Origin of the sequence: Streptococcus oralis, from assembly GCF_002386345.1 — a bacterium.
Taxonomy (GTDB): Bacteria; Bacillota; Bacilli; order Lactobacillales; family Streptococcaceae; genus Streptococcus; species Streptococcus oralis_S.
Genome location: NZ_CP023507.1, coordinates 1,018,029 through 1,030,198, shown reverse-complemented (window position 1 = coordinate 1,030,198; position 12,170 = coordinate 1,018,029). Strand labels below are relative to the sequence as shown.

Genomic DNA, 12,170 nt, shown 5'->3' with positions numbered 1-12,170 from the left:
CCTAAAAAAGAACTCTGAATCCGATTCAGAGTTCTTTTGTGTTTGATTGGTTTATTCCCACTCAACGACTAAATAAGGTCGTCAAATCGTTTATATAACAGTGTTTTTAGCGTGTGTTTATGATTTTGGAGACAGTTTTGGAGACTCTCTCAGTATTGCTTGATTTCCATTGAAATTAACTTTTGTATTTTTAGCGTGTTGTATATTGATTAATCCAGTCATTTCATTAGCCAGTTCCTTATCAACTCCTGACCACATATGAGCATAGTGCTTCAAAATGATCTCTGGACTTGAGTGTCCTAGTCGTTTTGAAACGATCAGCACCGATGCGTTAAGCTCGTTAATAAGGTAGGATGCGTGAGAATGTCGTAAACCTTTTGCTTGAATCAATGGGACATTTGCTAATTTGGCATAACGCTTAATGATTCTTGAAATGGTTGATTTAAGCATAGGGTTACCATCGTAACTTAAAACAAAATTTACTTTTCCAAGTTCAGATTGACGTTCTTTCCATGCTTTCAAGATTTGGATGGTATCATCATCTAAAGTAACGATACGGAGACCAGCATCTGTTTTAGTGTGGTTCTGTCTTTGCCAATTATTCTTATTAGTCATAATCAGCATATGAGCCACTCTGAGCTCTTTTTTCTCAAAATCAATATCGTTCCACCAGATTGCTGTTCCTTCGTTCACACGCACCCCGGTACAGAAGTAGAGCCACAGCATAACAAAGCATAAATGCTCATAGAAATCAGAAATGCAGATATTGCTAATAACTTCTTCAAAGTCGTTTTTTGTCCAATACTCAGCGATACTTTTCCCTTTTGGAATAGATTTTACTTTCATTGAAACATTCTTCTGTAGATATTGCATATCAACAGCAAAATCCAATGACTTTCTAAAAGTTCCAAAAGTAAGACCTGCATAGGCTTGCGAATAATTACCACCATTTTTAGCTAATAGCCATGTTCTAAAGTTCTGAACTTCACGAACAGTTATGTCTTTGAGTTTTTTCTTCCCAAATCGATTGAAAACAATTTTTAAGGACGGCTGACGTGTTGCATAAGTATGTTCGCTTACTTCTGACTGATAGTAAGGTAAATAAACTGTATTCATGAACTGCTCATAAGTCATATCGTAATTAGAGTATCCATCTGACTGAAGATAGTCATTTTTGACCCTAATCGCTTCTGTATAGGCTTCTTTTGCAGTAGTGAATTTTTTACCATTTGAGTCTTTACGAGACTTTTTCTTGATACGTTTACCAGTGATTTTATCGTTACCTAGGCTAACTTCATAGTAGAATTGACCTTTATCATCAATATACACATCTTGGAAGTTTGTTTTAGCCATAAATTACCTACTTTCTATTCGTTCAGTAACTTAAAGCCAAGAATCTCCTCAACAGCTTCGATTGGAACAGTTCCTAATCGTCTATTGTTGTAAATGGTATACCCTTGTTGTACCATATTCAACTTAGTTTGTCTAATAATTTGTTGAGCTGTAGCTTTTGCGTAGCCTAGTTTAACCAAATCATCAGAAGTAATAGTCAACAGATTTTTACTATTCATTTTCTTCCTCCTTCTTGATATTGTTACGCTGAGGATTGCAACGCCGAGAATCAAGATACTTAGCAAAGAAGTAGGTACGTTCAATGATGAGCCCAAGAAGGGGAGTATGATTCGCACGTGCATACCATACTAGCTCTTCAAACTCAGTGAAGTCATTCTGTTCAATGATATCCACCACCTCTTGCATGAAGTCATCTGAGTTCATCTCTACAAGGAACTTATCAAGGTTAAATCCACAGCCTACCTCAATATCATTCAGATCATATTGCGTTTTATCCTTATTCTCAGCGTGGGTAAAGTAGTCAAAGAGTCCTTTTGGAGATTGGACAACTTCCACGTGAGAAGGGCCGTTCAGCTTATCTTTGATTAGTTCAGATACTTGTTTGTAGCTCTTGAGTGAATCGAAGAAGAATGCTCTGTGTTTGTGAGCCTTTTTCAATTCTCCTGTTTGGCGATTGATGTCTTTATCGTGCCACGGGCTCAAGATAAAGGGAATATGCAATTCTTCAAGAATTACAAGATAGTCTGCAGGGGCGCTCTCTTTGTAGAATAAGAATGTCCACTTGCTAGAACGTTGTTCTTTTGCCATTTTTCACCTCATTTCTGTGATTACTGATTATTGGATAAATGGGGGGGCGTAGTAACCCCCATTTATCTTGGTCAATAGAAAAGAAGGGAGCTATTTGGCTACTGCTAAACGCAAGCCATAGCCCCCTCTTTTACCGTTTTTTACCAACTAACCAAAGGTTATTGCGACCCCGATTAGGTGCAGAGAAGTAGTAGTCAGGATGCTGACTAGATACTTCCTCTTTTAGTTGGGAAGTCATATCACTCAAGACTTTTTGCCCCTGCTGGTCTCTTGGGACTTTAATGAATACTCTGACTTCATCTTTTTGGATGTCTACAACACTCTTACGAGCACAACGATTGAAGCTGCCGTTGATTGGGTTGTGGGTTGTAATGGTTTGGTTATCTATTTTTGTGACTTTCTCTGATTTTTCACGTTGTGTCAGGAAATTACGGAGCTTGAAAGTGTGGTAGATGGATTTGAAATAGTTGAAAAGATTATCAAATCGAACACGATTCATGATTTCAAGCGTAACGGATGCAAACAATGCACCTAGTAAGTAGCTCATAACCGTATAAGAGTATTGGCTTCCCATTGTTAGATAGCTACTGACTTGCGAAAGGTCAAGGGCGATAGGAAGCGTTAGGGCAATAGTGCTCGCTAGAAAGTCTAATGACCATCCAAGAAATCCTGTTATAAGTGAAAAGAGAATCAAGTAGATGTTGAGGTTGTAAGTCCTCATGAAGAATGATTTTTTTATCATTAGAGAATACCTTCCGTTGTGTAGTATGTAGGACAAAGTAGTGGGAGTACCTGATAGGGATGCTCATTGTCAATGACCTGTATCAAGCCAGTGCCGTGTCCAGTCGGAATAACAATACCTTCAGGATTTAGGTCAGGGAACAAAAATTGAACAGATTTGCTATTTATATTTCCAATCTGAATTAGAACATTAAGCTGTTCCCGTACTGATACTGGAATCGTGGTGTGGTCAAATCGCTGGCTTACTAAGAGCAAGTGAATTTTTGTAGCCCGTCCAAGTAGAGCAATTTGTGACAAAAGAGAGAAAAAAGATTCCTTGATTGCCTTATTGACTCCCTCTGAAAGAGCCAGTACCTCGTCTATGACAATTGTGAGATGTGCGAATTCATGACGGGGATTGTCATATAGAATTGCTTGACGTTGTTGAATCAGATTTAGGCATTGACTTAAACTCTCATTGACCTCTGAAACGAAATCAGACTTAGAACGGTTCTCCACGGGATGAATGACTGCTATTTTGTGTTCGCGAGCCCAACGACTTGGGGAATCAAACTTAGGGTCTACGATGATGAGGTCGCTCTGATTTTTGAGAACGGAGAGCAGGTAGGTAAGGGCATAACTTTTCCCTGAGCCCGAGTTTCCACAGATAGCCATGTGGTTCACCTTATCAAGATTGAGAGTAAAATTTTCCATAATTGGAATCTGATTCTTTGGTAGGTTGGATGTGTATTTGTCAAGGTCAGGGATGACCAAACGTTTTGAGATACCCACCTTCCAAGGGAAGAAGAGTCCACGCTGAACATGAATGTCATCTGTCTTGAGAGGGATAAAGTAAGTGGCATTCTGTTTCAGAAGTGTATAGTGAAGGTACAAGGAAGCGTTAGCAATCAAGAATATTTTGTTATAGAGTTCATCATCTAGGATGTAGGTACAAGGAAGCCTAGGGATGAAGATGAAGCCACCCTCTTGAATGACAATATTGAAGCTATTGGTGTAGCTTGTTTCCCCCTGCATCAGAGCCCCAAGAGCCATGTTGAGGCTCTGGAGCAAGTAAGATTGCAGGACAGTATCTGCTTTAGTTGCCATTATTTGACCTCCTTGATACCGTCAGCTTTGAAGTAGACATTGTAGCGAACCTCAACGGCTTGGAGATTTTCAAATTCAATCAAGCTTAGAAATTCAGGAAGTTTGACCTTGTCTTCAAATTTTACTTGGAAAGGTTCAAGCCCTTCTTGAACAAAGGTTGCCTTGTAGGCGATAATCTCACCGGTTGGCTTTCCATCTTCAAAGAGTTGTTGGGGTTCAAGCTCAGTGCTTAAACTGTGAATCGGTTTAGTAGGAATGACATATTCCGTTGCAGTTGTGGCTGAGTAGCCATCTTTCTTGTGTTTGGTTTTAATTGCCATGGGTTTTATCCTCCTTTATGGCTTAATTGTTTTGTTAGGGGGACGTGCTCAGTTTGAATCGTGAGCTGGACTGTCTTAGCTAAGTACATATCTATGATAGACGTTTTAGACTTTTCTTGATTTCAAGATTTTTGAAAGTGTAGCACTCAAAGTTGTGCTACGAGTGAGACGAATTCGATTAACCATTCAACTAGGCTATCAGCAATTTGGTAAGATGTTTCTTCCTTTGGAAAATCAGGGAAGAAATCATATAATTCAGTTGCCAAGGTTGAGAGATTTTGTTGAATACCTTTCTTTTTGGATTTGAAAAGATGCTTTGTGGAATCGTGTCCTTCAGAAAGAATAAGTTCTGTCAATTGAGTAATGAGAAACTTGCAAAAGTCAATACTAGGGAAGAAAACACTCTTTACATTAGGAAGATTTAGTGTTTCTTGCAAGGCATCTACAGTGTCTAAGGTAATATTTCGTTTACCTCTTAGGATTTGACTAACGGCAGGAGCAGAGATTTCTATAGGTTCATCAAAATTATAATAAAAGATACTGTTCTGAGCTTTACCTTGCTCAATCAATTCTTGTTTGATAGCTTGACCAAGTAATTCACAATAGAGAGTTTTAACTTTAGCTTTTAGCATAAGTTGTCCTTTCCTGTCCTCAGACGGAAAGAAACAAATGAGCAATTACAGTTACCGAGTAGATGCAAGAATGGCACAAAAAAGAAACGGTGAAACAGTAATATGCAAAACTAAACCTTTACCGCATAGTAATCATATTGTTTCGATCCGTCCTTTGCTGGCCAGCTTTTGGACTTTTTATTTTTTGAGATATAAATATCCCTGATATTATTATAAAGTCAAAAAACGTGGTATAATTTAGACATAAATAATTTATTTTAATGAAAGAAATACCAGGTTTTGTATGAAGTTCAAGAATACTAAGAAATACTTGCTCGATATTGCTTCCCTTCGGTTAGATTGTAAAGTGAGAGAGATAAATAGAGAACGTAAAGAAGTATCTTCTCGGGAATACTATTGGGAACATGGTAAAAAGAAAAAACAGAATCCAAAATATAGCAAGTTGTCAAATGAAGAAATATATTCAAAAAATGCCCCTTTAATTGGACAAATTCGAGGAGGAAAAATAAATAAAAAAAATCCTCATTTATTTACCAATTCAGCAGTTAGGGCAATTTACAATAATTGTAAAATTAGTCCAACCGATACCGGCTTTGGATTAAATGAAGAAGAACAAATCAATTTTAGAAAACGAAATATGATGTTCAAATCATATGACGAAATTTTTTTCGGAAGTGAGTCGGAACAGCGTACAATGGAGACGTTTTTTCCAACAGCATTGATGCTAGATATTTTGTATGAAAAATATGATGAAAACTTATGGAGAATTGTTTTAGGTTATGTCCCATTAAATATTGTGTTTGAGAAAATAAAGCAAAATGTCAAAGATACTAAAAAGGTGTATAGCCTTCTTGTTAAGGATAACTGGGAATTACTTATGACAGGTATTTTTAGAGCCAGTGAAAGATTTGGTACACATGAGAATTCTTTTGAAGATATCTTTACATTGGATATAGAATACTTTGTAAGTTTTTATAATTCATCCTTCCCGAGTAGGCAGGAGGGGGAGAATAGATTGGCAAAGATTGAAAGAGTTTTATCTTTGTTTTATGAGGAGGTGTTGAAAGACAAGTTTGAGCAATTTATAAATGAGAGAGAAGGATTTGAATATCATAGTATTGAATCTATGGTTGCTATTCAAAAAGAAGCTCAGGGATATAAGAAGAGAATTATTGAATTTGAATCTTCGAAATTATTAGGAATTTATAGCTCTTCTTGGGATGATAATTTTTTAGACGAGCTTGAGGCTCTCAATGCAAAAGAAGAACTAATAGATGAATATTCGGATTTGCTCCATGTTACTAGGATATCCAAATTGATTGACAGAGTTTTTGAGGAAATGACTGTTTTACAGAGTAAACATGAAGACAGTAATCACTGGGGTGGTAACTATCTTGGGTATATCAAAAAATATCAAAAAGGGAATGAAATATTAGCTTATTTTTCCTCTGGTGATTCCGCTGAATTAAAGCCATTGATACTAGACAGTGAAAAACAAGCAGACCGATGGAACGAACATCTTAGAAGGAGATTATACATCAAAAAGCATCCTAATAGCTATTTAGCAAAAGAAGAACGAGAGCAAATGGAATGGTTTAGAGATAGGAGAAATAAAAAACTTTGAGTTTTATGTCTCAAAGTTTTTTGGATATGTCTATAAAATTATTGAAGACTGAATTTTTATCCTTAAATGGTATAATAGAGTGAATATGAAAAATTGGTAAAGGAGTACCCTTTAGTGCATTGCTCACACAATATACTAAATAACTATTAAATCCTTTTTGCTGATGAAATATGTGAGGTATGTGATGTTAGATAAGGGGAACAGTGATCAGTCTAACAAGACTGTGATGACACTAAAGGAACAGAAGAATCAAGCAAATGAGTTTGTTGCACGTTGGAAAGATAGAGGGAATGAACGACAAGATTCACAGCCTTTTTGGCTTGACCTTTTGCAGTCAGTTTATGGCATTGAAAAGCCAACTGAGTATATCACTTTTGAAGATAAGGTTATGCTTGACCATACCAGTTTCATTGATGGCTATATTGAAAAGACTAAAGTCTTGATTGAGCAAATATGAAGAACTTATTAAAGAAAAATAATTTCCCTAAGACTGGACATACTGGTTACTGGTTAGGGGTAAGGAGTGTAGCGAGGTGGACAATGTACATAATCAACTGGATTAAAGATAGACTGAATCAGAAAAAAGAAAAACTAGAATCCGTTTCATATACAAATGTAAAGGAACTTGCATTAACTAAAATGTCAGATTCTCCAATATTGTTTGTTGACAATGGAAAAGAAAACATAGGTTACGATTATCAAACGTATGAGAGTATTACTTATTTATTAAAAAATGGCGGTAGTCTCAACTATCTTATAGCTGATAGAGACATAAAAATTTCTTCTCATAAATTTGTACCCATTGAATATAAAGGAAAAAATCTTTACGAATTAGATCTTGGTAAAATAGATGTATTCCTTAAGGATTTGAATTTAGGATATTTTTATGAACAAGACCACTATGGAGGAGCAACTTATACACTTTCATCATACATTTTAATGGCATTATGCTGTGACAATTACAAACATTACGATATTAAACTCAGTATATATCGAGAACGTGATGCAAGAGAAGCGTATAATGCAGGAATTGACATCTATTACTCAGTAATGAAGCAAAAAAAAATGTTAGCCAAATTCTTCCTCGAAACAGCATAATACTAAAAGCTGAGGAGCGTGAAAGTGATATAGTTTATTATAAACAGCTTATTGAAAAATCAGAAAAAAAGTTACTTTCTCTGCCTAGTAATAGAGCTTGGGAATCTATGCCTACACAACCAATATACATTTTTCACTATAAAAAAGATGCCCCAGCATTTGGTAGTTCTATAAGAAAAATTGAAATGAAGGAAATTGATAACTTTTACATTTCTAAGTCTGGAGAATACATTAAACATAGTGTAGTGGAAAGAATTGGACTAGAAGGTGATTGTTTGATTCACATCACATTTTCTAGAGAGTTAAGCAATAAACAAAAAGAAAAATTAGACAACTATTTTTATAACGATTTTTCATTTGAAAAAATTCCTTTAGATGACTATAAGCAAATTGCGACACAAAAAGTAAAAAAATTAAACGAGCAAATCGAACAAGGATTAGATATTTTTGAAATTATCTCGGGGAATAAATACTAATGTTAAAGCTATATAAAAAAACGAGGCAGGTGTAAATACCTGCCTTTTGTATACCTCTATCAAAATGAAATAAAAAAGAAGTTCATAAATCGAACTTCTTTTGGAGACAATTCAAATGAATTCACCCCATTTTTAAGACCAATTAAAACAATTCAAATGCTGTTAAATTAAGGTTTCTTAGCCAAAGTTACTCTTATATTTTACTCCCACTCAACAGTTGCAGGTGGTTTACTTGTAATATCGTAGACGATGCGGTTAACGTGGTCAACTTCATTTACGATACGAACTGAGATTTTTTGGAGAACTTCCCAAGGAATCTTCGCAAAGTCAGCTGTCATTCCGTCGATAGAAGTGATGGCACGGATAGCGATGGTATAGTCGTAAGTACGACCGTCACCCATAACCCCTACTGAACGAACTCCAGTATTAACAGTGAAGTATTGCCAGATATCGCGGTCGAGACCTGCTTTAGCGATTTCTTCACGAAGGATAGCGTCTGATTCGCGGACTGTTTCAAGTTTTTCTTCAGTGATTTCACCCATAACACGGATGGCAAGACCTGGACCTGGGAATGGTTGGCGCCATACGATGTGGTCTGGCATACCAAGCTCTGTACCGAGGGCACGGACTTCGTCTTTATAAAGAGTGTTCAATGGCTCAATCAATTCAAACTGCATGTCTTCTGGAAGACCACCCACGTTGTGGTGTGATTTGATGGTTTGAGCAGTATCTGTACCAGACTCAATCACGTCAGTGTATAGTGTTCCTTGAGCAAGGAATTTCACATCTTTTAGCTTACTTGCTTCGTCATCAAAGACATAAACAAACTCGTTACCGATGATTTTACGCTTTTGCTCAGGATCAGAAACACCAGCAAGTTTGTCAAGGAAGCGTTTTGCAGCGTCTGCTTTGACGATATTCAAACCAAACTTACCACCAAGCATGTCCATAACTTGGTCAGCCTCTCCCTTACGGAGAAGACCGTGGTCTACAAAGATACAGATTAATTGATCACCGATTGCTTTCTGGAGAAGAACGCCAACGACAGAAGAGTCAACACCACCTGATAGGCCGAGAAGAACACGCTTGTCACCTACAGTCTCACGGATTTTCTTGATCTGCATATCGATAAAGTTGTCCATTGACCAGTCGCCTTTAGCCTGACAGATGTTAAGGGCAAAGTTGCGAAGGATATCATTCCCGTATACAGAATGGCGAACTTCTGGGTGAAATTGGATACCATAGATGTGCTTTTCAGGGTTTTCAATAGCTGCATAAGGACAGTCAGCAGAAGTACCAGTACGAACAAAATCAGCTGGAATTTCTGTTACAGCATCGCCATGGCTCATCAAAACAATCTGTTCTTCAGGAGTTCCTTCAAAGAGGGCAGAAGGGGTATGGGTAAGTGGTGATTGGCCATACTCGCGGTTACCAGCATCACCTGCAGGGACAACTTTTCCTCCAAGTTTATGAGTTAAAAGTTGCATACCATAGCAGATTCCCAAAATTGGAATGCCAAGTTCAAAAATTTCTGGGTCAATATCAAATGAACCATCTTCGTATACAGAGTTTGGTCCACCAGAGAGGATGATCCCTACAGGGTTAATCGCACGAACCTCTGCGGCTGAGATTTTATGACTTTTTAGCTCTGAAAAAACACCAATTTCACGAATACGGCGTGAAATCAGCTGGTTGTATTGGCTACCATAGTCCAGCACGATGATTTTTTCGACATCTTGCAAATCAGTTGAAATGTTGCTCATCTTTTTCCTTTCTCAAAAGAAATATCTTTTTCAATATTCTATCACAAATAGGGGCGAATTACCAACTAAACAAGGCAAAGTTTGACTTTTTATTAGCAAATACGGTACAATGGAGAAAATAAAGAAAAGAAGTGAGAATCATGTTACCAGCTTATATGAAAATCCACGATCAGATCAAAAAGGATATAGATGAGCATCATTGGAAAATTGGTGAGAGACTTCCAAGTGAGCGAGATTTAGCTGAACAGTTTCAGGTTAGCCGGATGACATTACGCCAAGCTATCTCTCTCTTGGTTGAGGAAGGAGTTTTGGAGCGTCGTGTAGGAAGTGGGACTTTTGTCTCTAGCACTCGTGTCCAAGAAAAAATGCGGGGTACAACCAGTTTTACGGAGATTGTCAAATCTCAAGGTAAAGTCCCTTCTAGCCAACTCATTTCTTACAGAAGAACCATTCCAAATGAGCAAGAGGTCGCTAAGCTAGGGATTACTCCGACAGAGAATATTATTCGCATGGAACGGGTACGTTACGCTGACCAAGTTCCGCTAGTCTATGAAGTCGCATCCATTCCTGAGAAATTTATTAAGGATTTCAAAAAAGAAGAAATCACCAGTCATTTCTTCCAAACGTTGCAGCAACATGGCTACCGGATTGGCAAATCCCAACAGACCATTTATGCGAGATTGGCTAAGGAAAAAATTGCTCACTATCTAGAAGTTGAAAAGGGGCATGCCATTTTAGCCTTGACTCAGGTCTCTTATCTTGAAGATGGGACGGCTTTCGAGTATGTAAAGAGCCAATACGTTGGTGAACGCTTTGAATTTTATCTTGAAAATAACTAGTCTAGAAAGGCTAGTTTTTTGTTTTAGAAAAGATTAGAATTGTCAAAACAATCTGTCTAGGCTTGATTTTATCTATTATTTACTATAAAATGAGAAGGAAAAACGTCAAACTTTTATATTGCAAATAGGAGAAAAAATGACAAAAACATTAAAACGTCCTGAGGTTTTATCACCTGCAGGGACTTTAGAGAAGCTGAAAGTAGCTGTTCAATATGGTGCGGACGCAGTCTTCATCGGTGGACAGGCCTATGGTCTTCGTAGCCGTGCAGGAAACTTCACCTTTGAACAGATGGAAGAAGGAGTCCAGTTTGCTGCTAAGTACGGTGCAAAGGTCTATGTGGCTGCTAACATGGTTATGCACGAAGGAAATGAAGCTGGTGCTGGAGAATGGTTCCGTAAGTTGCGCGACATCGGGATTGCCGCAGTTATCGTGTCAGATCCGGCCTTGATTATGATTGCAGCAACAGAAGCACCAGGTCTTGAAATCCACCTTTCAACCCAAGCCAGTGCGACCAACTATGAAACTCTTGAGTTCTGGAAAGAACTTGGTCTAACTCGTGTGGTTTTGGCTCGTGAAGTTTCAATGGAAGAATTGGCAGAGATTCGCAAACGTACAGATGTCGAGATTGAAGCATTTGTCCATGGGGCCATGTGTATTTCTTACTCAGGTCGTTGTACGCTTTCAAACCACATGAGTATGCGTGATGCTAACCGTGGTGGTTGTTCTCAATCTTGCCGTTGGAAATACGACCTCTACGACATGCCATTCGGCCAAGAACGTAAGAGCCTTAAAGGTGAAATCCCAGAAGAATTTTCGATGTCTGCCGTAGATATGTCTATGATTGACCATATCCCAGATATGATTGAAAATGGTGTAGACAGTCTTAAGATCGAAGGTCGTATGAAGTCTATTCACTATGTTTCAACAGTAACAAACTGCTACAAGGCGGCTGTGGATGCTTATCTCGAAAGTCCTGAAAAGTTTGAGGCCATCAAACAGGACTTGGTGGACGAGATGTGGAAGGTTGCCCAGCGTGAATTGGCAACTGGATTCTACTATGGTACACCGTCTGAGAATGAGCAGTTATTTGGTGCTCGCCGTAAGATTCCTGAGTACAAGTTTGTCGCTGAAGTGGTTGCGTATGATGATGCGACTCAAACGGCAACCATTCGTCAACGGAATGTCATCAACGAAGGCGATCAAGTCGAGTTTTATGGACCAGGTTTCCGTCATTTTGAGACTTATATCGAAGACCTTCATGATGCCAAGGGCAATAAAATCGACCGTGCTCCAAATCCAATGGAACTTTTGACCATTAAGGTTCCACAACCTGTTCAAGCAGGGGACATGGTCCGCGCGCTCAAGGAAGGTCTTATCAATCTCTATAAGGAAGACGGGACAAGCGTTACAGTTCGTGCCTAGAGAAGGAA

13 protein-coding genes and 1 pseudogene are annotated in these 12,170 nt (G+C 38.1%); 6 read left to right on the top strand and 8 right to left on the bottom strand.

What is annotated here, in order from left to right; all coding sequences use genetic code 11:
* Positions 1 to 117: 117 nt before the first annotated feature.
* The 7 genes from CO686_RS05185 to CO686_RS05155 all read right to left on the bottom strand — a co-directional run bounded on the left by CO686_RS05185 (position 118) and on the right by CO686_RS05155 (position 4,939).
* The gene (locus CO686_RS05185; protein WP_049500274.1) at positions 118 to 1,353 is read right to left on the bottom strand and encodes a tyrosine-type recombinase/integrase; all 1,236 of its coding nucleotides are present in this window, start codon (positions 1,351 to 1,353) and stop codon (positions 118 to 120) included.
* 14 nt (positions 1,354 to 1,367) lie between these two features.
* Complete coding sequence (locus CO686_RS05180; RefSeq protein ID WP_001086263.1) at positions 1,368 to 1,571, bottom strand: DUF3173 domain-containing protein; 204 nt, start codon at positions 1,569 to 1,571, stop codon at positions 1,368 to 1,370.
* Positions 1,564 to 2,160, bottom strand: coding sequence for a replication protein (locus CO686_RS05175; RefSeq protein ID WP_049500273.1), 597 nt, complete (start codon positions 2,158 to 2,160; stop codon positions 1,564 to 1,566). Before CO686_RS05175 ends, CO686_RS05180 begins: the two co-directional genes overlap by 8 nt.
* A gap of 130 nt (positions 2,161 to 2,290) precedes the next feature.
* Positions 2,291 to 2,902 carry a hypothetical protein gene (locus CO686_RS05170; protein ID WP_000592630.1) on the bottom strand — a complete coding sequence of 204 codons (612 nt, stop codon included), beginning with the start codon at positions 2,900 to 2,902 and terminating at the stop codon, positions 2,291 to 2,293.
* The gene (locus tag CO686_RS05165; RefSeq protein ID WP_049500271.1) at positions 2,902 to 3,987 is read right to left on the bottom strand and encodes an AAA family ATPase; all 1,086 of its coding nucleotides are present in this window, start codon (positions 3,985 to 3,987) and stop codon (positions 2,902 to 2,904) included. The genes CO686_RS05170 and CO686_RS05165 overlap by 1 nt, the downstream gene beginning before the upstream one ends.
* Positions 3,987 to 4,307 carry a hypothetical protein gene (locus tag CO686_RS05160; RefSeq protein WP_000985761.1) on the bottom strand — a complete coding sequence of 107 codons (321 nt, stop codon included), beginning with the start codon at positions 4,305 to 4,307 and terminating at the stop codon, positions 3,987 to 3,989. Before CO686_RS05160 ends, CO686_RS05165 begins: the two co-directional genes overlap by 1 nt.
* 146 nt (positions 4,308 to 4,453) lie before the next feature.
* The gene (locus CO686_RS05155) at positions 4,454 to 4,939 is read right to left on the bottom strand and encodes a helix-turn-helix domain-containing protein (RefSeq protein ID WP_049500268.1); all 486 of its coding nucleotides are present in this window, start codon (positions 4,937 to 4,939) and stop codon (positions 4,454 to 4,456) included.
* A gap of 283 nt (positions 4,940 to 5,222) precedes the next feature.
* Between CO686_RS05155 and CO686_RS05150 the strand changes: the two genes are divergently transcribed.
* The 4 genes and pseudogenes from CO686_RS05150 (at position 5,223) to CO686_RS10465 (ending at position 8,137) form a co-directional block, all read left to right on the top strand.
* On the top strand, positions 5,223 to 6,563 hold the full coding sequence (locus tag CO686_RS05150) for a hypothetical protein (RefSeq protein WP_049500267.1): 1,341 nt from the start codon (positions 5,223 to 5,225) through the stop codon (positions 6,561 to 6,563).
* Between the two features lie 226 nt (positions 6,564 to 6,789).
* Positions 6,790 to 7,014 (top strand): annotated as a pseudogene (locus CO686_RS05145) (type IIL restriction-modification enzyme MmeI); the annotation flags it as partial.
* A 2-nt stretch (positions 7,015 to 7,016) separates the two neighbouring features.
* On the top strand, positions 7,017 to 7,661 hold the full coding sequence (locus CO686_RS10470; protein WP_049500264.1) for a hypothetical protein: 645 nt from the start codon (positions 7,017 to 7,019) through the stop codon (positions 7,659 to 7,661).
* Between the two features lie 107 nt (positions 7,662 to 7,768).
* Positions 7,769 to 8,137 (top strand): hypothetical protein, encoded by a 369-nt coding sequence (locus tag CO686_RS10465; protein WP_049500262.1) that lies wholly within the window; start codon positions 7,769 to 7,771, stop codon positions 8,135 to 8,137.
* A gap of 200 nt (positions 8,138 to 8,337) precedes the next feature.
* Here the strand turns inward: CO686_RS10465 and guaA are convergent, their stop codons facing one another.
* Positions 8,338 to 9,900 (bottom strand): glutamine-hydrolyzing GMP synthase, encoded by a 1,563-nt coding sequence (gene guaA, locus CO686_RS05135; RefSeq protein WP_049500259.1) that lies wholly within the window; start codon positions 9,898 to 9,900, stop codon positions 8,338 to 8,340.
* Between the two features lie 140 nt (positions 9,901 to 10,040).
* Here guaA and CO686_RS05130 point away from each other — a divergent pair, with 140 nt between their 5' ends.
* A complete protein-coding gene (locus tag CO686_RS05130; protein WP_000936178.1) occupies positions 10,041 to 10,739 on the top strand; it encodes a GntR family transcriptional regulator in 699 nt (232 codons plus the stop codon).
* Positions 10,740 to 10,875: 136 nt separating this feature from the next.
* Entirely contained in the window at positions 10,876 to 12,162 is a 1,287-nt protein-coding gene (locus tag CO686_RS05125) for a peptidase U32 family protein (protein WP_000169095.1), read from the top strand.
* The last annotated feature ends 8 nt before the right edge of the window (positions 12,163 to 12,170 follow it).

Coding starts and splice junctions, on each gene's coding strand:
- CO686_RS05185 (WP_049500274.1), bottom strand. CDS start 1,353: ATGGCTAAAACAAACTTCCAAGATGTGTATATTGATGATAAAGGTCAA.
- CO686_RS05180 (WP_001086263.1), bottom strand. CDS start 1,571: ATGAATAGTAAAAATCTGTTGACTATTACTTCTGATGATTTGGTTAAA.
- CO686_RS05175 (WP_049500273.1), bottom strand. CDS start 2,160: ATGGCAAAAGAACAACGTTCTAGCAAGTGGACATTCTTATTCTACAAA.
- CO686_RS05170 (WP_000592630.1), bottom strand. CDS start 2,902: ATGATAAAAAAATCATTCTTCATGAGGACTTACAACCTCAACATCTAC.
- CO686_RS05165 (WP_049500271.1), bottom strand. CDS start 3,987: ATGGCAACTAAAGCAGATACTGTCCTGCAATCTTACTTGCTCCAGAGC.
- CO686_RS05160 (WP_000985761.1), bottom strand. CDS start 4,307: ATGGCAATTAAAACCAAACACAAGAAAGATGGCTACTCAGCCACAACT.
- CO686_RS05155 (WP_049500268.1), bottom strand. CDS start 4,939: ATGCTAAAAGCTAAAGTTAAAACTCTCTATTGTGAATTACTTGGTCAA.
- CO686_RS05150 (WP_049500267.1), top strand. CDS start 5,223: ATGAAGTTCAAGAATACTAAGAAATACTTGCTCGATATTGCTTCCCTT.
- CO686_RS10470 (WP_049500264.1), top strand. CDS start 7,017: ATGAAGAACTTATTAAAGAAAAATAATTTCCCTAAGACTGGACATACT.
- CO686_RS10465 (WP_049500262.1), top strand. CDS start 7,769: ATGCCTACACAACCAATATACATTTTTCACTATAAAAAAGATGCCCCA.
- guaA (WP_049500259.1), bottom strand. CDS start 9,900: ATGAGCAACATTTCAACTGATTTGCAAGATGTCGAAAAAATCATCGTG.
- CO686_RS05130 (WP_000936178.1), top strand. CDS start 10,041: ATGTTACCAGCTTATATGAAAATCCACGATCAGATCAAAAAGGATATA.
- CO686_RS05125 (WP_000169095.1), top strand. CDS start 10,876: ATGACAAAAACATTAAAACGTCCTGAGGTTTTATCACCTGCAGGGACT.